We start from the raw sequence: 19,905 nt of genomic DNA, 5'->3' as shown, positions 1-19,905 counted from the left end.
CCCGCACGCCCGTGCGGAAGTCCGCACATCTGTGAGCTATGGCTCTCATCAGTGACATCCCCTTGCTGTCCGGCCGCAGCCGCACCGACAACCGCGGCCACGGCCGGGGCGGCCGGTCGCGTGGTCACCGCAGCTGCGCCGGTGCCTCCATGGCGATCTTCTCGAAGACCTTGTCGTCCGCCGCGAAGTCCGAACCGGGGATCGGCCAGTGCACGACGATCTCGGTGAAGCCCAGATCCCGGTGGCGCCCCGCGAAGTCCACGAACGCGTCCACGGACTCCAGCGGCCGGCCACGGTCCGGCGTGAAGCCGGTGAGCAGTACCTTGTCGAGTTCCGCCACGTCGCGGCCGATCTCCGCGCAGGCGTCGGCCAGCTTCTCGGCCTGCCCGCGCAGGGCCCGCACCGACTGCTCCGGGGTGCCGTTCTCGTACAGCTTGGGGTCGCCGGTGGTCACCCACGCCTGCCCGTACCGCGCGGCGAGCCGCAGCCCGCGCGGACCGGTGGCGGCCACCGCGAACGGCAGCCGGGGCTGCTGCACGCAGCCGGGGACGTTGCGCGCCTCGTGTGCGGCGTAGTGGTCGCCGGTGTAGGACACCGCATCCTCGGTGAGCAGGCGGGCGAGCAGCTGGAGGAACTCGGCGAACCGGTCGGCCCGCTCGCGCGGTGTCCAGGGCTCCTGGCCGAGCGCCGTGGCGTCGAAGCCGGTGCCGCCCGCTCCTATGCCCAGGGTGATCCGGCCGTCGGAGATGTCGTCGAGGGAGATCAGCTCCTTGGCGAGCGTCACCGGGTGCCGGAAGTTCGGCGAGGTCACCAGGGTGCCCAGCCGCATCCGCTCGGTGACCGACGCGGCGGCGGTCAGGGTGGGCACCGCACCGAACCACGGGCCGTCCCGGAAGCTCCGCCAGGACAGGTGGTCGTAGGTGTACGCGCTGTGGAAACCGAGCTGCTCGGCACGGGTCCAGGTGGAACGGCCGCCGTCGTGCCAGCGGCGGTACGGGAGGATCACGGTGCTCAGACGCAGACTCATGGCACCGAGCCTAAGCGGACGACCAGGTTTCACGTGAAACGTCCAAGCGGGTTTCACGTGAAACGGCCACCTGCGGCCTCCCACGCGGCGACAGGCGTCAGTGCGGGCCGGGGAAGCGCAGATAGCGCGGAGGTACGGCCTGGGTCAGCCAGACGCCGTTCGCACTGACGCGGAAGACATGGCCGTCGCGGTGCATGGCGGCGGCGTCCACCGACAGGACGACCGGCCGGCCGCGGCGGGCGCCGACCCGGGTGGCGGTCTCCCGGTCCGGTGAGAGGTGCACGTCGTGCCGGTTCATGGGGCGCAGGCCCTCGCTGCGGATCGCGTCGAGGGCGCCGGCCACGGTCCCGTGGTAGAGGTACGCCGGCGGTTCCGCCGCGGGCAGCCCCAGGTCGACGTCGATGCTGTGGCCCTGACTGGCCCGGATGCGGGTGCCCTCGACGGCGAAGCGCCTCTTGTCGTTGGTGGCGACCACGTGGTCCAGCTCTGGCCGGGTGAAGCGGAAACCGTGCGCGGCCGCCGCGGCGATCAGTGTGTCGATCTCGACCCAGCCGGCCTCGTCGAGCGTGAGCCCGATCCGGCCCGGCTGGTGCCGCAGATGCTTCGACAGGTACTTGGAGACCTTCACGGTGCGTCTGTCGTCCATCTGTTCTCTGTCCATACGACCAGCGTGCCGAGCGGGGCACGCGTCCCGCGATCGATTTTGCCGCCGCGGTCCGACCCACAGGCGTACGCGGTGGTCCATGGGCCTCAGGGGTGTTCCTGTGGAACTACAGCGGCGGCGACACCCGGGCGAGCCTGCGCGACGCCACCGGCAGGAAACGGGACATGAGGTGGGCGCCGCGTGCCTCGGGCGTGACGGGGACGACGGCCCGGTCGTGCACCACGGCCTCCAGGATCGCGGCGGCGACCTTCTCCGGCGGATAGTTGCGCTTCCCGTACAGCCGGGCGCTGCGCTGCTGCCGGCGCTTCTCCTCGCTCACGTCGGCCCCGGCGAAGCGCGCCGTGGAGGTGATATTGGTGTTGACGATGCCGGGGCAGATCGCCGTGACGCCGATCCCCTGCCCGGCCAGCTCGGCGCGCAGGCACTCGCTCAGCATCAGCACGGCCGCCTTCGAGGTGCTGTAGGCGGGCAGCACCCGGGAGGGCAGGAAGGCGGCCGCCGACGCGGTGTTCACGATGTGGCCGCCCTGCCCCCGCTCGGCCATCTGCCGGCCGAAGAGGCGGCACCCGTGGATCACGCCCCACAGATTGACGTCGAGAACCTTCTTCCAGTCCTCCGGCGTCGTCTCGAAGAAGGAGCCCGACAGGCCGATTCCGGCATTGTTGACGAGGACGTCCACCACGCCGTACTCCTCGGCGACCTTGGCCGCGAGCTTCTCCATGGACTGCTCGTCGGAGACGTCGGTGGTCTCCGCCCAGGCCTGCCGGGCGCCTGCCGACCGGCACAGGTCCGCGGTGCGGGCCGCGGACCCGGCGTCCCGGTCGACGGCCACCACGCGCGCGCCGGCCTCGGCGAACGCGACCGCCGTCGCCCGCCCGATGCCGCTGCCCGCCCCGGTGACCAGGACCAGCTGGCCGGCGAAGCGGTCGGCGTGCCTGCCGTTCGCCGCCACCTCCGTCCGTCCGTCCTCGACGGCGGTGACGAACTCTGTGATCCAGTCCGCCAGCCGGTCGGGGCGGGTACGCGGCACCCAGTGCTTGGCGGGCAGGGTGCGGCGGGTCAGCCGCGGCGCCCACAGCTCCAGCTCGTCGTAGAGCCGCTCGGACAGGAACGCGTCACCGAGGGGCGTGACGAGCTGGACGGGCGCGTGGGCGTGTGCGTCGTCGCGCGGGCGCCGCAGCCGGGGCCGGACGTTGTCCCGGTACAGCCAGGCTCCGTGCGCGGCATCGGTGGGCAGGGACGCGGTCGGGTAGTCACCGCCGGGCACCTTCTCCGCGCGCCGCAGGATGCCCGGCCAGCGCTTGCCGAGCGGTCCGCGCCAGGCCAGTTCGGGCAGCACCGGCGTGTGCAGCAGGTAGACGTACCAGGACTTGGCGCCCTGGCCGAGGAGCTGGCCCACCCGGCGGGGGGTGGGCCGCTTGATCCGCCGGTTGATCCAATGGCCGAAGTGGTCGAGGGACGGCCCGGACATCGAGGTGAAGGACGCGATCCGGCCCTTGGTGCGGTCGACCGTGACGAACTCCCATGACTGCACGGAGCCCCAGTCGTGGCCCACGAGATGCACGGGCCGGCCGGGGCTGACCGCGTCCGCGACGGCGAGGAAGTCGTCCGTCAGCTTCTCCAGGGTGAACCCGCCGCGCAGCGGGCTCGGCGCGCTGGACCGGCCGTGGCCCCGGACGTCGTAGAACACCACGTGGAACCGGCCGGCGAGGCGGGCGGCCACCTCGGACCAGACCTCCTTGCTGTCCGGGTAGCCGTGCACCAGGACGACCGTGGGCTGCTGCGGGTCGCCCAGCTCGGCCACGCACAGCTCCACGTCGTCCGAGCGCACCCAGCGTTCCCGCACACCGTCCAGCACCGTCATCGCTCCTCCGCCCAGCGCCGCACGTGCGGCAGATCGTCGTCCAGCCAGGAGGCACTCTCCGTGCCACCCGTCCCGGCCGCCCCACCGGCCGACCGCCCCTGCTCGCTCGTCACGTGACGCCGCCGAATCTCCCAGTTGTTAGACCAGGCGTCAATAGGGCGCCACGGTGCGGGCGGCACGGACCCCCGTAGCCCGCACCGTGACCCTCAGGTACGGCATCCCCTACGGGCCCGTACTACTCCAGACTGACCCCAAGACGGCTCTCCGGTCTGACGACCGGAGTGGCGGGCGTCACTACTGTCGTGGACGTGACTGTGATCGCGACCGAAAGCCTGAGCAAGCGGTTCCCCCGGGTGACCGCGCTCGACCGGCTCTCCGTGGACATCGGACCCGGTGTGACCGGACTCGTGGGTGCCAACGGCGCCGGCAAGTCCACCTTGATCAAGATCCTGCTGGGTCTGTCCCCCGCCACCGAGGGCCGTGCCGAAGTGCTCGGTCTCGACGTCGCCACCAAGGGCGCCGACATCCGCGAGCGGGTCGGCTACATGCCGGAACACGACTGCCTGCCACCCGACGTCTCGGCCACCGAGTTCGTCGTCCACATGGCACGCATGTCCGGCCTGCCGCCGACCGCCGCCCGCGAACGGACCGCCGACACGCTGCGCCACGTCGGCCTGTACGAGGAGCGCTACCGCCCCATCGGCGGCTACTCGACCGGCATGAAGCAGCGCGTGAAGCTCGCCCAGGCCCTCGTCCACGATCCGCAGCTGGTCTTCCTGGACGAGCCGACCAACGGCCTCGACCCGGTCGGCCGCGACGAGATGCTCGGCCTCATCCGCCGCGTCCACACCGACTTCGGCATCTCGGTCCTCGTCACCTCCCACCTGCTCGGCGAGCTGGAGCGCACCTGCGACCACGTGGTCGTCGTCGACGGCGGCAAGCTGCTGCGGTCCAGCTCCACCACCGACTTCACCCAGACCACGACGACCCTCGCGATCGAGGTCACCGACACCGACGAACACCCCGACGGCACCCGTGCCGTCCGTGACGCGCTCCACGCGCGCGGGGTCACCACCGAGGACGGCAGCGGCCTGCCCGGCGCCGGCCACGTCCTGCTGCTCAGCGCGTCGGGCGAGGAGACGTACGACCTCGTCCGGGACGTCATCGCGGATCTCGGCCTCGGCCTGGTGCGCATGGAGCAGCGCAGGCACCACATCTCGGAGGTCTTCACGGACAGCGACGCAGCACGGAAGGAGGCGGTCGGCCATGGCGACTGAACAGCCCCTGCCCGCACCGGCCACGATGCCGGGCGACCAGACCCGCATCCACAACATCGGCTACCGCGGCTACGACGGCCCGCGCCTCGGCCGCGCCTACGCCCGCCGCTCCCTGTACTCGCAGTCCCTGCGCGGCTCCTACGGCCTCGGCCGCTCGGCCAAGTCCAAGGTCCTGCCGATGCTCCTGTTCGCGGTGATGTGCCTGCCCGCCGGCATCATGGTCGCCGTCGCCGTCGCCACCAAGGCCGACGAACTGCCTCTGGACTACACGCGCTACGCGATCGTCCTCCAGGCCGTCATCAGCCTCTACGTCGCCGCCCAGGCACCCCAGTCGGTCTCGCGCGACCTGCGCTTCAAGACCGTGCCGCTCTACTTCTCGCGGCCCATCGAGACCGCCGACTACGTCCGCGCCAAGTACGCGGCACTGGCCTCGGCCCTGTTCCTCCTCACCGCCGCACCGCTGCTGGTCCTGTACGTGGGAGCCCTGCTCGCCAAGCTGGACTTCGCGGACCAGACGGAAGGATTCGCACAGGGACTGGTCTCCGTGGCACTGCTCTCGCTGCTCTTCGCCGGCCTCGGCCTGGTCGTCGCCTCGGTCACCCCGCGCCGCGGCTTCGGCATCGCCGCCGTCATCGCCGTCCTGACCATCACCTACGGCGCGGTCTCCACCCTCCAGGCCATCGCGGACGTCCAGGACAGCTCCGGCTCCATCGCCTGGATCGGCCTGTTCTCGCCGATCACCCTCATCGACGGCGTGCAGTCCGCCTTCCTGGGCGCCACGTCCTCCTTCCCCGGCGGGGAGGGCCCGGGCACCGCGGAGGGCGCGGTGTACGTCCTCGTCACCCTGGGACTGATCGCCGGCGCCTACGGCCTCCTGATGCGCCGCTACAAGAAGGTGGGCCTGTGAGCACCCTCAGCATCGACCACGTCTCCCGCTGGTTCGGCAACGTGGTCGCCGTCAACGACGTCACCATGACGATCGGCCCCGGCGTCACCGGCCTCCTCGGCCCCAACGGAGCCGGGAAGTCCACCCTCATCAACATGATGGGCGGCTTCCTCGCCCCCTCCACCGGCACCGTCACCCTCGACGGACAGCAGGTCTGGCGCAACGAGGCCATCTACCGGCACATCGGCATCGTCCCCGAACGGGAGGCGATGTACGACTTCCTCACCGGCCGCGAGTTCGTCCTCGCCAACGCCGAACTGCACGGACTCGGCGCCCGGGCGGCGCAGGAGGCGCTCGCCACCGTCGAGATGGAGTACGCGCAGGACCGGAAGATCGCCACCTACTCCAAGGGCATGCGGCAGCGCGTGAAGATGGCCTCCGCCCTCGTCCACCAGCCCTCCCTGCTGCTGCTCGACGAGCCGTTCAACGGCATGGACCCGCGCCAGCGCATGCAGCTGATGGACCTGCTGCGCCGCATGGGCGACGAGGGCCGCACCGTCCTGTTCTCCTCGCACATCCTCGAAGAGGTCGAACAGCTCGCCTGGCACATCGAGGTCATCGTGGCCGGACGCCACGCGGCCAGCGGCGACTTCCGCAAGATCCGCCGCCTGATGACCGACCGGCCGCACCGCTACCTGGTGCGCTCCAGCGACGACCGGGCCCTCGCCGCGGCGCTGATCGCCGACCCGTCGACAGCCGGCATCGAGGTCGACCTCGCCGAGGGCGCACTGCGCATCCAGGCCGTCGACTTCGGCCGGTTCACGGCACTGCTGCCCAAGGTCGCCCGCGACCACGGCATCCGGCTGCTCACGGTCTCGCCGTCCGACGAGTCCCTCGAGTCCGTCTTCTCGTATCTCGTCGCGGCGTAGGAGGCCGAAGAATGTACGACCCCACAGTCGCCCGGCTCACCTACCGGGCCCTGCTCGGCCGCCGCCGGGCCCTCATCCTCGGCGCACTGCCCCTGCTGCTGCTCGTCATCGCGGTGGTGGTGCGGGCCCTCACCGGAGCCGACGACCAGACGGCGTCCGACGTGCTCGGCGGGTTCGCGCTCGCCACGATGGTGCCGATCATCGGTGTCATCGCCGGCACCGGAGCGATCGGCCCCGAGATCGACGACGGCTCGGTCGTGTACCTGCTGTCCAAGCCCGTCAAACGGCCGACGATCATCTTCACCAAGCTGATCGTCGCCATCGCCGTGACCATGGTCTTCTCCGCCGTGCCCACGCTGCTCGCCGGCCTGATCCTCAACGGCAACGGCCAGCAGGTCGCCGTCGCCTACACGATCGCCGCGCTGGTCGCCTCCATCGCCTACGCCGCGCTCTTCCTGCTGCTGGGCACGGTGTCCCGGCACGCGGTGGTCTTCGGGCTGGTCTACGCCCTCGTCTGGGAGGCCCTGTTCGGCTCCCTCGTGCCCGGCGCCCGCACCCTGAGCGTCCAGCAGTGGTCGCTGGCAGTGGCCCAGAAGGTCGCCGACGGCAACCTGGTCACCTCCGACGTGGGCCTGCCGACCGCCACGGTGCTGCTGGTCGCGGTCACCGTGCTCGCCACCTGGTACGCCGGTCAGAAGCTGCGGTCGCTGACGCTCGCGGGGGAGGAGTGACCGGGCCCGGCTGAGGGCGGGACAGGCGGCGGCACGCCGTACGTCCGCTGTTAATCGGTGGCACCCCGCCCGCCGTACCGGCACTGTGGGGGATGCACGAAGCCGGACGGCGCCGGCGCGATCGGGCGGCCGCTTCGAGCACGCGGGACGCCCCGCGTGGGCCGGCCGACGGGGACGCCGGCGCCGTCCGGACTGCGGCCCCCCGGAGCCGTGCCGCCGGACGCGCGCGGCGAGGCCGTCAGGCCGCCGTCAGAGCGACAGCCGCTCCAGCACCACGGCGATCCCGTCCTCGTCGTTCGAGGACGTCACCTCGTCGGCCACGGCCTTCAGCTCCTCGTGGGCGTTGGCCATCGCCACGCCCCGGGCCGCCCAGCCGAACATCGGGACGTCGTTGGGCATGTCGCCGAAGGCGATCGTGTCCGCCGCCTTCAGCCCGAGACGGCGGGCCGCAAGCGACAGCCCCGTCGCCTTCGACAGGCCCAGCGGAAGAAGCTCGACGACACCGGCACCGGCCATGACGACCGTGACGAAACCGCCCGCGACCTGCCGGGCGGCCTCCGCCAGTTCGTCGTCCGACAGCGTCGGGTGCTGGATGTAGATCTTGTTCAGCGGCGCGGACCACAGGTCCGACGCGTCGGTGAACGGAACCGCCGGAAGGTGCCCCCCGACCGCGTAGCCCGGCCCGACCAGGACGTCGCCCTCCAGGCCGTCGCGGCTGGCCGCCAGGTACAGCGGACCGGTCTCCGCCTCGATCTTGGCCAGCGCGACCCCGGCCAGCTGCCGGTCCAGGGTCACCGAGGTCAGCAGCCGGTGCTCCCCGGCGTGGTACACCTGCGCGCCCTGGCCGCAGACGGCGAGGCCGTCGTAACCCAGGTCGTCGAGTATGTGCCGGGTCCACGGCACCGCACGCCCGGTGACCACGATGTGGGCCGCGCCCGCCGCGGTGGCCGCGGCGAGCGCCTCGCGGGTGCGCGACGAGATCGTGTCGTCACTGCGCAGCAGCGTGCCGTCGAGGTCGGTGGCGATCAGCCGGTACGGGACCCCCCCGGCGGAGCCGGTGCCGGGACCGGCGGCGGATCCGGTGTCACTCACTTGGCCACCGGCTCCAGGACCTCCCGGCCGCCCAGGTACGGGCGCAGCACCTCGGGCACGCGCACCGAGCCGTCGGCCTGCTGGTGGTTCTCCAGGATCGCCACGATCGTGCGCGGCACCGCGCACAGCGTGCCGTTGAGCGTGGCCAGCGGACGCACCTTCTTGTCCTCGCGGACGCGGATCGACAGGCGGCGGGACTGGAACTCGGTGCAGTCCGAGGTCGAGGTCAGCTCGCGGTACTTGCCCTGGGTCGGGATCCACGCCTCGCAGTCGTACTTGCGCGAGGCCGAGGCGCCCAGGTCGGCGGAGGCCACGTCGATCACCCGGAAGGGCAGCTCCAGCGAGGTCAGCCACTGCTTCTCCCACTCCAGCAGGCGCTGGTGCTCGGCCTGCGAGTCCTCGGGGAGGACGTAGGAGAACATCTCGACCTTGTCGAACTGGTGCACACGGAAGATGCCCCGGGTGTCCTTGCCGTGCGAGCCCGCCTCCCGGCGGAAGCACGGCGAGAAGCCCGCGTAGCGCAGCGGCAGCCGGTCGGCGTCCAGGATCTCGTCCATGTGGTACGCCGCCAGCGGGACCTCGGACGTGCCGACCAGGTAGAGGTCGTCCTTGTCGAGGTGGTAGACGTCCTGGGCGGCCTGGCCGAGGAAGCCGGTGCCGGCCATCGACTGGGGGCGCACCAGCGCCGGGGTCAGCATCGGCGTGAAGCCGGCCGCCGTGGCCTGGGCGATCGCCGCGTTGACGAGGGCGAGCTCCAGCAGGGCGCCGACGCCGGTCAGGAAGTAGAAGCGCGAGCCGGAGACCTTGGCGCCGCGCTCGACGTCGATGGCGCCGAGCAGCTGGCCCAGCTCCAGGTGGTCGCGGGGCTCGAAGCCCTCGGCCGCGAAGTCGCGGTGCGTGCCGTGCGTCTCCAGCGTGACGAAGTCCTCCTCGCCGCCGACGGGCACGTCGGGGTGGACGAGGTTGCCGAGCCGCTGGAGCAGCTCCTGGGTCTCGGCGTCGGCGGCGTCGCGCTCGGCGTCGGCGGCCTTGACGTCGGTCTTCAGCTGTTCGGCCCGCTTGAGCAGCTCGGCCTTCTCGTCGCCGGTGGCCTTGCCGATGAGCTTGCCGAGGCCCTTCTGCTCGGCGCGCAGCTCGTCGAAGCGGACGCCGGACGACCTGCGCCGCTCGTCGGCGGAGAGGAGAGAGTCGACGAGCGCGACGTCCTCTCCACGGGCGCGCTGCGACGCGCGCACACGGTCGGGGTCCTCACGGAGCAGGCGAAGGTCAATCACGCGGTCAAGGCTACCGGTGCGCGGTGACGGCTCACGACTCGCTCTTGCCGAGCGCGTTCCGAGAGCTTCGCTTCGGGAGAATTGGCGCCTTGTGCTCCCGCTTGCCGGGCCTGTCCGGCCTGTCGGCGAAAAGGCGTCCGCATACTCGGGGCGACACGGGTGGCCACGTGCCGGGCGGACCGGACTTCCTTGCGGGCAACGGGACTTGAGGGGGTCGGCTTTCCACAGGCTGTGCGATCCGGAAGAAGTTATCCACAGGCTGTGCGAAAGATCTGTGGACTTCGGAGGCGACCATTCCTCATCGGGCGCGTGCGGGCATATCGGGCGAAGAATTCCTGTGTCAAACCCCTTGCAGGCTCACTTTCGAGTGGAAACGGGTCACTCCGGAGGATGGGGGGCAAGAAACAGGTGGACGAAGGGTGACCTGGGCGCCTGTGGACGAAGTGGGCGCCCGTAGGGTGATTTGTCGACCGAAGGGCGTTTCGTTGTCGACTTGTCCCCAGGTCGAGAACGTGGCCTGTGGATAACTTCTGTGGATAACGAAAATCGGCAGGTACGACCGGTCAGAAACGGCCGTCCTGGCACCGCGCCACCCAGTCGGCCGCCGTGGTGAACTCCTCGTCCGAGGTCCCCCGGCGCAGGGGCGCCACGTCCGACGGATCGACGTCCGCCCGCGGATACGACCCGAGGTAGCGCACCTGGAGGCAGATCCTCTTCAGACCCATCAGGGCCTCGGCCACCCGCCGGTCGGAGATGTGCCCCTCGGCATCGATGCAGAAGCAGTAGTTGCCGATGCCGGCGCCGGTGGGCCGGGACTGGAGCAGCATCAGGTTGATGCCCCGGGTGGCGAACTCGCCCAGCAGATCACGCAGGCCGCCGGGGTGGTCGTCGCGCTGCCAGAGCACGACGGACGTCTTGTCCGCGCCGGTGGGCGCGGCGGGCCGGGCGGGGCGGCCCACGAGCACGAAGCGGGTCTGGGCGTTCTCGGCGTCGTGGATCTCGGACTCGAGGACCTCCAGGCCGTACCGTTCCGCGGCGAACTCGCCGGCGAAGGCCGCGTCGTACCGGCCCTCCTGGACGAGGCGGGCACCGTCCGCGTTGGAGGCGGCCGATTCCCAGGCCACGTCGGGCAGGTGTGCCTTGAGCCAGTTGCGCACCTGGGGCTGGGCGGCGGGGTGGGCGGTGACCGTCTTGATGTCCGACAGCTTGGTGCCGGGGCGGACCAGCAGCGCGAAGGTGATGGACAGCAGCACCTCGCGGTAGATCATCAAGGGCTGGCCGGCGACCAGCTCGTCGAGGGTGGTGGTGATGCCGCCCTCGACGGAGTTCTCGATCGGCACGAACGCGGCCTCCGCCTCGCCGCCGCGCACGGCGTCGAGCGCGGACTGGACGGAGACGTAGGGGACCAGTTCCCGGGTGGCCGCCTCGGGAAGGGTGCGCAGGGCGACTTCGGTGAACGTGCCTTCGGGGCCGAGATACGCGTAACTGGCGGGCATGAGCTTCACCTTAATGGCCTTGCCGGACGCGGAGCACGCTTCCCCGGCCCGGCCGCCCGGCGGGCATCGCCCGAAGGCGACGCGTCATCCCTCCAGCAGCCGCTGCCCCACGTACTCGCCCTCCGCGGCCCCGCCCGGCACGGCGAACAGGCCGCTGGCCTCGTGCCGGATGAACTGCGACAGCGCGTCCCCCCGGTCCAGCTTGCGCTGCACCGGTACGAAGCCGCGCAGGGGGTCGGCCTGCCAGCAGACGAAAAGGAGGCCGGCGTCGGGAACACCGTCGGTGTCGAAGCCGTCGTGGTACGAGAAGGGGCGGCGGAGCAGGGTGGCGCCGCCGTTCTGGTCGGGGCGGGTGATGCGGGCGTGCGCGTTGATCGGGACGACCAGTTTCCCGGCCCCGTCCGTCTTCTCCAGGTCCATCTCGGTCGTCTCGCCGCCCCCGGACAGGGGGGCGCCGTCGGACTTGCGGCGTCCGATGACCTCCTCCTGGGCCTGGGCGGAGAGCTGATCCCAGTCGTCGAGGAGCATGCGGATCCGGCGTACGACGACGTAGGAGCCGTTCGCCATCCATGCGGGCTCGCCCTTCTCGGGCACGAAGATCCGCTTGTCGAAGTCGGTGTCGGCCGGCTTGGGGTTGCGGGTGCCGTCGATCTGGCCCATGAGGTTGCGGGTGGTCATGGGGTGGGCGGTGGCGCCCGGTGAGCGGTTGAAGCCGTTCATCTGCCAGCGGACACGGGCTGCCGACCCGGCGTCCCGCTGGATCGCGCGCAACGCGTGGAAAGCGACCAGGGCGTCGTCGGCGCCGATCTGCACCCACAGGTCGCCGTTGCTGCGGGCCTTGTCGAGCTGGTCGGAGGAGAAGTCGGGCAGGGGGTCGAGGGCGGTCGGGCGTTGCCCGTCCAGCCCGGTGCGGCCGAAGAAGCTGTGGCCGAAGCCGAAGGTGACGGTCAGGGAGGAGGGGCCCGCGTCGCGGGCGACGCCCGTGTCACCGGTCGCGGCCGGTTCGCCCGCCATCAGCCGCCGGGCGGTCTCGGACCAGCGGCGCAGCAGAGCGGCGGCCTCCTTGCGCCCGGCGCCCGGCTTCAGGTCGAAGGCGACGAGGTGCCCGCGGGCCTGCATCGGGGTGGTGATGCCGGGCTGATGTTTCCCGTGAAACATCACCTCCTCGCTGCCCACCGAGGTGAGGGGTGTGGCGGCGGAGGTGGGGGCGGCGGCGTATCCCACGGCGCCGCCCGCCGCGCCGAGCACGAGGCCGGTGGCGCCGGCGGTGCCGAGGAGCCGGCGCCGGGAGATGCCGCCGCGGGGGGTGACATCGCCGGTGCCGTGCGGGCCGGGTCCGGCGGGTGTCCCGGGCGTCGCCTCGGGGGTGCGGGCCTCCGGGATGGACTGGTCAGCCATGGTGCGGTTCAGCCGATCTGCGCGTTCTTGGAGATGGTCACCTCGTCGATGTCGGAGGTGCGTACGGTGACGGCGACCTTCCAGTCGCCGGCCATCGGAAGCTGCACTCCGCTCGCCGACCAGTGTCCGTTGGTGATGTGGTCGGGGACGACGGGCAGGGGGCCGAGGTCCTTGGCCTCCAGAGTGAAGGCGATCTTCACCTCGGGGATGTCGAAGGCGCGGCCGTCCGCGTCCTCGACATAGAGGTGCAGGTCGTTGTCGCCGACCCGGGCGGGGTCGAGCTCGATGCGGACGACACCCTTGCCGTTCGCGCTTCCGGTGTCGAAGGGCATGTCCAGGGTCACGGCTCCGGACGCGGCGGTGGACGAGGAGGCGGCGGACCCGCCGGCGGCCCGGGCCTCCTGTTCGGTGCGGCCGGGTTCGGTCTGGGTCAGCACGGTGGTGACGGCGAGCAGGACGACGGCGACGCCCGCCTCGGCGAGGACGGACCGGCGCAGTCCGAGGCGGTGGGGGTCGGCGTCCCGCAGTCGTTTCCGGCGGGCGGTGTCCATGGCGGCCCGCTGCCGGGCGAGCTGGGCGGCACGCTGGGACCCACCGGACCCGTTCGACGCGCCCGTCGCCCGGGAGGCGCCGGAACCGCCGGAACCACTGGCACCGTCGGAACCGCCAGAACCGCCAGCACCGTTCGACGCCCCGGACGCCTCCGACGCCCCGGACCCCTCCGGGGCTCCCGGGTCGCCCGCCGTCTCCGTCCGACGGCCGCCGGCCACGCCGACCTGCTCCCTCTCCCGCTGCGGGGCGACGTCGGGCGTCGTCCGGGCCAGCTGCGCGGTCCAGCGTCGCGAGAGGTAGGCGAGGCCGACCATCACCGCCACGAGGGCGATCTTGACGAGGAGCAGCTGCCCGTAGCGGGTGTCGGTGAAGGCGGACCAGGAGCCGAGCTGCCGCCAGGACTGGTAGACGCCGGTCACCACGAGGGTGACCACGCTGCCGAAGGCGACGCGGGAGAAGCGGCGTACGGCGGAGGCGGGGACGGGGGTGCCGGCGGGTGCCCGGTACAGGGCGACGATCAGGGCGGTGAGTCCGCCGAGCCAGCCGGCGACGGCCAGCAGGTGGAGGACGTCGACGGGCATGGCGAGGCCGGCCTGGAGGCCGACGGAGGCGTGCTCGGACAGCGCCCAGGTCGCCGCGAGCCCGGCGGCCACGACGGTCCCGCCGGCCGCGAGTCCGAAGGTGAGGTCCTTCTTCTCGTCGTCCTCGCGCTTGTCGTAGGCGCCGAAGAGCACGGCGATGAACAGTGCCGCCGCGGCGAGCAGCAGCAGCCGGGAGACCAGCGAGGCGCCGCTCTTGGTCTGCAGGACGTCTCCGAGCAGGCTCAGGTCGAAGACGTCGCCGGCCTTTCCGGAGCCGGTGTAGGAGCCGCGCAGCAGGAGCAGCAGCAGGGTCGCGGCGGTCAGCGCGAGCCAGCCGGAGACGACGAGCCGTTGCAGGGGGCGGACGCCGGAACCGCGCGGCCAGCAGGCGAGGACGAACGCGGCGCCGCCGGCCAGGACGACGAACCCGGCGTAGGACACGTACCGTCCGACGCCGTACAGCAGGCCGACGATGCCGCCCCCCGCCTCCTGGCCGCCGACGGAGACGGAGGTCTCCGAAGGGGCGCCGACGGAGAAGGTGTAGGCGCCGGAGACGGGGTGGCTGTCGGCGGAGACGACCTGGTAGGCCACCGTGTAGGTGCCGTCGGGCAGGCCCGCGTGCAGTTTCACGGCGTACGTGGTGCCGCCGGTGCCGGCGGGCCGGCCGTCGTCGACGCGCCGGCCCTTGGGGTCGAGGACGCGCAGTGAGTCGTCGTCCAGGGAGACCGTCTCGGAGAAGGTGAGCGACACCTGGGCCGGGGCCTTGTCGACCACCGCCCCCTGCTGGGGATCGCTGCCGGTGAGCGCGGCGTGCGCGGAGGCCGGGCCGGCGGCGGCGAGCAGCGCGCAGACCGCGGCCAGGAGCAGCAGCACCAGGGTCCGTACGCGCGGGGCGGTGGTCCGGGTCAAGGTGGTCCCTCCCTCAGTGTCCGGTGTGTCCGGCGGTGGGCCGGTACGTGGCCGGTTTCACCGGCATCTCGACCGTGACGGGGTCGGAGTGGGCGAAGTGGAGCTCGATGGAGACCGTCTCACCCTGTTCGGGCCGGTGCTTCAGCTTTTCGAACATCAGGTGGTTGCCGCCGCTCTCCAGCACGAGCTCGCCGTGCGCGGGCACGGGCAGGCGGTCGACCTCCTTCATCGCACCGCCGACGGTCTCGTGCACGGTGACCTCGCCGGCCGGGCTGGTGACCGACGTGAGTTCGTCCTCGGCGCCGCCCTTGTTGGTGACGGTGAGGAAGCCGGCGGCCATGGTGTCGGAGACCGGCTGCGGTATGTAGGCGGCGTCGACGGAGAGGTCGGCGGCCGAGGAGGCGCCGGAGCCGGAGTCGCCGCAGCCCGCGAGGACCAGGGCGCCGATCACGGCCGCGGCGGCCAGCGCGGGGCGGCCCGTCACGGGTTCTCCCCCTTGAGCAGCGCGGGGAGGTCCTCGGTGTAGTCGTCGACGGTGGCGTCCTTGCCGTAGAGGACGTAGCCGCCGTCGGTCTTCGGGGAGAAGGCGATGACCTGGGTGCCGTGGGTGGAGACGACGTTGCCGTCCTTGTCCTTGGTCGGCGGGTCGATGGAGATGCCGAGGGTGCGGGCGCCGGCCTGGATGGTGTCGAAGTCGCCGGTCAGGCCGACGATCTGGGGGTCGATGCCCTGGAGCCACTTGCCGAGCGCGGCGGGGGTGTCCCGCTCGGGGTCGGTGGTGACGAAGACGACGCGCAGCTGGTCCTGCTCGGCCCGGGGCAGCTGCTTCTTGGCCACCGCGATGTTGTTCATGGTGAGCGGGCAGACGTCGGGGCAGTGGGTGTAGCCGAAGTAGATCAGCGTGGGCTTGCCGGCGGTCTGCTCGCGGAGGTCGTACTGCTTGCCCCGGGTGTCGGTGAGGACCAGGTCCGGCTTCTCGAAGGGCTTGTCGAGGACGGTGGCCGCCTGTCGGCCGGTGTCCTCGGAGACCACGGTGACGGGCTTGTCGCCGTCACCGCCGCTGCCGCAGGCGGAGAGGGTCAGGGTGGCGGCGGCGAGCAGCGCCGCCGCGGCGAAGGTCTTCGTGCGCATAGAGAAATGTCCCAGATGTGATGTGCCCCGGTGTGTGCCGGGGTCCGCGAACGGAGCCCCGGCACACACCGGCGGGGGTGCGGTTACGCCGACGCGCCGGTGTTCCGGCGGCGGCCGGCGAGGACGCCGTACGCGACGCCCGCCGCGCCGACGACGATGCCGACGATGCCGAGGACGCGGGCGGTGGTGTCGCTGCTGTCGCCGGAGCCGGTCGAGCTGCCGGCCGCGCTGTGCTGGGCGGTGGCCTCGGCACCGGTGCCGGTGTTCGCGCCCGCGGCGCCGTGGGCGTCGCCCTCGGCGGCGGTCAGTTCGAGCACGGGCGCCGGGTTGTCGGGCTCCTCCTGGCCCTCCTGCGGCACCTCGATCCAGCGCACGACCTCCTTGTTGGAGTACGTCTGGATCGCCTTGAAGACCAGCTCGTCGGTGTCCTCGGGCAGCGAGCCGATGGAGACGGGGAACTTCTGGAAGTAGCCGGGCTCGACACCCTTGCCGTCGGCGGTCCAGGTCACCTTGGTGACGACCTCGGTGATCTGCTTGCCGTGCGACTCCAGCGGCTTGGCCGGCTTGGCCTTGGTGACCTCGGCCGTCCACCCGGGGATCGGCTGCGGCATGACGGACGCGAGCGGGTGGTCCGCGGGGAAGTTGACCTCCAGCTTGGTGGTGGAGGCGTTGTCGCGCTCGTTGGGCACCTTGAAGTCGACGACCGCGTAACCGCCCTTGGCGGCCGCGCCCTCCGGCTGCACGCTGACGTGCGCGAAGGCGGGGGCGGACAGGGCGAGGACGGCGATGCCGGCCGCGGAGCCCGCGGCGGCGATACGGGAAACCTTCATGAACGGAGTACTCCGCTTCGTGTGATGACCCGGCGAGGAGCCGGTGTCAGGAGTGACGGGAGGGGTGCGCGGACGCGCGCGTGCCGCACGACGGCGGCCCCTCCTCCGTCGCTCCGGCCGTGAGGCGGAAGCGGTTCGGCGGTCGGTGGTCGCGTCGCATCAGGCGGCGAGGGCGAGGGCGCTCGGCGGACCGCGCCTGATCACCGTGTGCTGGAGGGCGGCGGTGTGCGGCCGCACCGGCACGAGATGGGCGGTGCGCGGCGGGCGCGGGCCCGTGCGGGGAGCGCCCGCGAGCCCGCGATGCAGGACGCGCACCAGGGCGAGCGCGGCGCGCAGGGCGCGGACGAGCGCTCCCTCGGCCATCGACTGGGCCGAGTGCGCCGACAGCGCGACGATCCGTGCCACCGCCAGGTCCCCGCGGCGCAGCAGCCAGCCGGCGGCGAGGGCCGCGAGGACGTGACCGAGCAGCATCGGCAGGGACGGCAGCAGGGAGGCGGAGGAGCCGGCGGCGGTGGACAGGGCGTCCGCCGGGTGGTGTGCCGCGCCGGAACCGGGTGCGAGCCGCGCGTCGGTGAGGATCCGCTGGGCCTCGGCCGGGCTGATCGCCGCGGCGGTGGTCCCGCAGACCAGGCGCGCGGCCTGCTGGACCAGTGAGGCGTCGGACAACGGTGCCGTCCCGCCGGGGGACGCCGCCGCGGTGACGGCCGTCGCCCCGTGCTGACCGAGCCCGAAGACCGTGTGCAGGGCGGTCTGGCCGACCGCGAGCAGCACCGCGATCCCGGGCAGTGAACGTTCGCGCCCGGCGAGGGGCGCGGCGACCAGGACCGCCCCGAGGAACCCCGCGCCCAGCGACCACAGAGGGACGGTGGCGCACGAGGCGAAGGTGTGACCCGCCGCGGCCAGCACGACGCAGACCGCGGCGAACACCGCGGCCCGCAGGATCCGGAGGTCGTTCCCGGAGCGCGCCGAAGGCGGGTGGGGGGCAGTCATGGCGGGCTCATCATCGCACTGGCGGCCACCGCGCCGTACGGCAGGTCCGCAAGATGCCGTACGACCGGATGGTCGCTCTTGGCAGGAGCCGTCCCACATACACCGGTCGCCGGGGCGGTCGCATCCGCCGTCCGGGCGGTCCGGCGCGGACACTGCGCTTACGCCCGGGCACAAGGGGCAATACGTAACGGTATGTCGAGCCGCGGCCGGGAGGCTGGAGCATGAGCATCTGGTGGTCACTCCATCTGCGGCGCGAGGCTGCGAGCGTGCCCCTGGCCCGCCGTCTGCTGCTCGGCACGATGGAGACCGCGGGCGTCGACCCCGACATCTCCTTCGACCTCTCCGTCGCCCTCAGCGAGGCCTGTGCCAACGCCGTCGAGCACGGCGGGGACGACGCGCCCGGCAGTCCCTCGGCCGCGTACCGCGTCACGGCCTACCTCGACGGCGAGCGGTGCCGCATCGAGGTCGCCGACACGGGCCCCGGTTTCGACACCTCGGTACCCGGCCGGCCGACCGGTGCGGCGCCCGCCGACGCCGAGCACGGGCGCGGCCTGTGTCTCATCCGGGAGCTCGCCGACCACGTCCACTTCGGCGGCACGCCGGGCCGGGCGGGGGCCGTGGTGAGCTTCGACAAGGTCCTCAAGTGGCGGGAGGACGCCCCCCTGACGGCGGTCTGACGAACGCTTCAGGCGGCCGGGGCCGCCTGAAGCGTTCCTCCGGCGCACCTCGTCAGGCACCCGCCCCGGCGCCGTTCGGCGCCCCGGGTACGACGACGGCCGGGTACCGGTTGCGGTACCCGGCCGTCGGCCCGGAGGTCAGCCCTTCAGCGAAGCCATCCACGCCTCGACCTCGTCCGACCGGCGCGGCAGGCCGGAGGACAGGTTCCGGTTTCCGTCCTCGGTGACGAGGATGTCGTCCTCGATGCGGACGCCGATGCCCCGGTACTCCTCGGGCACGGTCAGGTCGTCGGCCTGGAAGTACAGGCCGGGCTCGACGGTGAGGACCATGCCGGGCTCCAGCGTGCCGTCGACATAGGACTCCACGCGCGCGGCGGCGCAGTCGTGGACGTCGAGGCCGAGCATGTGGCCGGTGCCGTGCAGCGTCCAGCGGCGCTGCAGGCCCAGCTCCAGCACCCGCTCGACCGGGCCCTCGACGAGGCCCCACTCGACGAGCCGCTCGGCCAGCACCCGCTGGGCGGCGTCGTGGAAGTCGCGGTACTTGGCGCCCGGCTTCACGGCCGCGATGCCGGCCTCCTGGGCGTCGTACACGGCGTCGTAGATCCTCTTCTGCAGCTCGCTGTACGTGCCGTTGACCGGCAGGGTGCGCGTGACGTCCGCCGTGTAGTACGTGTGCGTCTCCACGCCCGCGTCGAGCAGCAGCAGGTCGCCGGAGCGGACCGGGCCGTCGTTGCGGACCCAGTGCAGGGTGCAGGCGTGCGGGCCGGCGGCGGCGATGGTGCCGTAGCCGACGTCGTTGCCCTCGACGCGGGCACGGAGGAAGAAGGTGCCCTCGATGTAGCGCTCGCTGGTCGCCTCGGCCTTGTCGAGGACCTTCACGACGTCCTCGAAGCCGCGGACGGTGGAGTCGACGGCCTTCTGCAGCTCGCCGACCTCGAACGCGTCCTTGACGAGCCGGGCCTCGGAGAGGAAGACGCGCAGCTCCTCATCGCGCTCGGCGGTGACCTTGTCGGTCAGGGCCGCCTCGATGCCGGCGTCGTGGCCGCGCACGACGCGCACCGGGCCGGTGGCCTCGCGCAGCGCGCCGGCGAGCTCGCGCACGTCGGAGGCGGGGATGCCGTACAGCTTCCCGGCCTCGGTGAGGGAGTGGCGGCGGCCGACCCACAGCTCGCCCTGGCCGTCCAGCCAGAACTCGCCGTTCTCGCGGTCGGAGCGCGGCAGGAGGTAGATCGTCGCGGTGTGGCCGTCGCCCTCGGGCTCCATGACCAGGACGCCGTCCTCGGTCTGGTTGCCGGTCAGGTAGGTGTACTCGACCGACGCGCGGAACGAGTACTCCGTGTCGTTCGAGCGGGTCTTCAGGTTGCCCGCGGGGATCACCAGGCGCTCGCCCGGGAAGCGGGCGGAGAGCGCGGCGCGGCGGGCGGCGGTCTCGGCGGCCTGGGCGATCGGCCGCAGGTCGTGCAGCTCGGTGTCGGCCCAGCCGGACTTCATGTTCTCGGCGAGCTCGTCGGACACGCCCGGGTACAGGCCGTTCTTGCGCTGCTTGATCGGCTCTTCGGTCTCTTCCGGGGTCTCCGGGGTGAGCTCCTCCGCCACG

Annotated in this window: 18 protein-coding genes; 5 read left to right on the top strand and 13 right to left on the bottom strand. The window is 72.2% G+C overall.

What is annotated here, in order from left to right; all coding sequences use genetic code 11:
- Positions 1–124 precede the first annotated feature (124 nt).
- The 3 genes from ACGF3H_RS11525 to ACGF3H_RS11515 all read right to left on the bottom strand — a co-directional run bounded on the left by ACGF3H_RS11525 (position 125) and on the right by ACGF3H_RS11515 (position 3,555).
- A complete protein-coding gene (locus tag ACGF3H_RS11525) occupies positions 125–1,027 on the bottom strand; it encodes an LLM class flavin-dependent oxidoreductase (protein WP_362486094.1) in 903 nt (300 codons plus the stop codon).
- A 97-nt stretch (positions 1,028–1,124) separates the two neighbouring features.
- Positions 1,125–1,673: an RNA 2'-phosphotransferase gene (locus ACGF3H_RS11520; protein WP_362486640.1), complete on the bottom strand. Its 549-nt coding sequence runs from the start codon at positions 1,671–1,673 to the stop codon at positions 1,125–1,127.
- 124 nt (positions 1,674–1,797) lie between these two features.
- The gene (locus ACGF3H_RS11515; protein WP_362486092.1) at positions 1,798–3,555 is read right to left on the bottom strand and encodes an SDR family oxidoreductase; all 1,758 of its coding nucleotides are present in this window, start codon (positions 3,553–3,555) and stop codon (positions 1,798–1,800) included.
- A 314-nt stretch (positions 3,556–3,869) separates the two neighbouring features.
- Between ACGF3H_RS11515 and ACGF3H_RS11510 the strand changes: the two genes are divergently transcribed.
- From ACGF3H_RS11510 to ACGF3H_RS11495, 4 genes are read left to right on the top strand one after another with little or no spacing between them, the layout of a single operon-like run.
- Positions 3,870–4,832 carry an ABC transporter ATP-binding protein gene (locus ACGF3H_RS11510; RefSeq protein ID WP_362486639.1) on the top strand — a complete coding sequence of 321 codons (963 nt, stop codon included), beginning with the start codon at positions 3,870–3,872 and terminating at the stop codon, positions 4,830–4,832.
- Positions 4,822–5,739: an ABC transporter permease gene (locus ACGF3H_RS11505; protein ID WP_362486091.1), complete on the top strand. Its 918-nt coding sequence runs from the start codon at positions 4,822–4,824 to the stop codon at positions 5,737–5,739. The genes ACGF3H_RS11510 and ACGF3H_RS11505 overlap by 11 nt, the downstream gene beginning before the upstream one ends.
- Positions 5,736–6,647, top strand: coding sequence for an ABC transporter ATP-binding protein (locus tag ACGF3H_RS11500; RefSeq protein ID WP_362486089.1), 912 nt, complete (start codon positions 5,736–5,738; stop codon positions 6,645–6,647). Before ACGF3H_RS11505 ends, ACGF3H_RS11500 begins: the two co-directional genes overlap by 4 nt.
- A gap of 11 nt (positions 6,648–6,658) precedes the next feature.
- Positions 6,659–7,378: an ABC transporter permease gene (locus ACGF3H_RS11495; RefSeq protein ID WP_362486087.1), complete on the top strand. Its 720-nt coding sequence runs from the start codon at positions 6,659–6,661 to the stop codon at positions 7,376–7,378.
- A gap of 249 nt (positions 7,379–7,627) precedes the next feature.
- Here ACGF3H_RS11495 and ACGF3H_RS11490 read toward each other — a convergent pair whose 3' ends face one another.
- From ACGF3H_RS11490 to ACGF3H_RS11450, 9 genes are all read right to left on the bottom strand, one after another.
- Positions 7,628–8,470 carry an HAD family hydrolase gene (locus ACGF3H_RS11490; protein ID WP_362486085.1) on the bottom strand — a complete coding sequence of 281 codons (843 nt, stop codon included), beginning with the start codon at positions 8,468–8,470 and terminating at the stop codon, positions 7,628–7,630.
- On the bottom strand, positions 8,467–9,744 hold the full coding sequence (gene serS / locus ACGF3H_RS11485; RefSeq protein ID WP_362486083.1) for a serine--tRNA ligase: 1,278 nt from the start codon (positions 9,742–9,744) through the stop codon (positions 8,467–8,469). Before serS ends, ACGF3H_RS11490 begins: the two co-directional genes overlap by 4 nt.
- 563 nt (positions 9,745–10,307) lie before the next feature.
- Positions 10,308–11,240, bottom strand: a complete 933-nt coding sequence (gene pheA / locus ACGF3H_RS11480; protein WP_362486081.1) for a prephenate dehydratase — start codon at positions 11,238–11,240, stop codon at positions 10,308–10,310.
- Positions 11,241–11,324: 84 nt separating this feature from the next.
- Entirely contained in the window at positions 11,325–12,638 is a 1,314-nt protein-coding gene (gene efeB, locus ACGF3H_RS11475) for an iron uptake transporter deferrochelatase/peroxidase subunit (protein WP_362486079.1), read from the bottom strand.
- A gap of 8 nt (positions 12,639–12,646) precedes the next feature.
- Positions 12,647–14,680: a copper resistance protein CopC gene (locus tag ACGF3H_RS11470; protein WP_362486077.1), complete on the bottom strand. Its 2,034-nt coding sequence runs from the start codon at positions 14,678–14,680 to the stop codon at positions 12,647–12,649.
- A 13-nt stretch (positions 14,681–14,693) separates the two neighbouring features.
- Positions 14,694–15,164 carry a copper chaperone PCu(A)C gene (locus ACGF3H_RS11465; protein ID WP_362486075.1) on the bottom strand — a complete coding sequence of 157 codons (471 nt, stop codon included), beginning with the start codon at positions 15,162–15,164 and terminating at the stop codon, positions 14,694–14,696.
- Positions 15,161–15,811 (bottom strand): SCO family protein, encoded by a 651-nt coding sequence (locus tag ACGF3H_RS11460; RefSeq protein WP_362486073.1) that lies wholly within the window; start codon positions 15,809–15,811, stop codon positions 15,161–15,163. The genes ACGF3H_RS11465 and ACGF3H_RS11460 overlap by 4 nt, the downstream gene beginning before the upstream one ends.
- An 83-nt stretch (positions 15,812–15,894) precedes the next feature.
- Positions 15,895–16,641 (bottom strand): YcnI family protein, encoded by a 747-nt coding sequence (locus tag ACGF3H_RS11455; protein WP_362486070.1) that lies wholly within the window; start codon positions 16,639–16,641, stop codon positions 15,895–15,897.
- A 159-nt stretch (positions 16,642–16,800) separates the two neighbouring features.
- Positions 16,801–17,631 carry a hypothetical protein gene (locus ACGF3H_RS11450; protein WP_362486068.1) on the bottom strand — a complete coding sequence of 277 codons (831 nt, stop codon included), beginning with the start codon at positions 17,629–17,631 and terminating at the stop codon, positions 16,801–16,803.
- A gap of 221 nt (positions 17,632–17,852) precedes the next feature.
- On the opposite strand from ACGF3H_RS11450, the gene ACGF3H_RS11445 reads away from it, so the two are divergent.
- Entirely contained in the window at positions 17,853–18,308 is a 456-nt protein-coding gene (locus ACGF3H_RS11445) for an ATP-binding protein (RefSeq protein ID WP_362486066.1), read from the top strand.
- Between the two features lie 138 nt (positions 18,309–18,446).
- On the opposite strand, the gene ACGF3H_RS11440 is transcribed toward ACGF3H_RS11445, so the two are convergent.
- A complete protein-coding gene (locus ACGF3H_RS11440) occupies positions 18,447–19,904 on the bottom strand; it encodes an aminopeptidase P family protein (protein ID WP_362486064.1) in 1,458 nt (485 codons plus the stop codon).
- Position 19,905 lies beyond the last annotated feature (1 nt).

Origin of the sequence: Streptomyces sp. NPDC048185 (assembly GCF_043202495.1) — a bacterium.
Taxonomy (GTDB): domain Bacteria; phylum Actinomycetota; class Actinomycetes; order Streptomycetales; family Streptomycetaceae; genus Streptomyces.
This window is presented reverse-complemented; position numbering and strand designations above follow the sequence as displayed.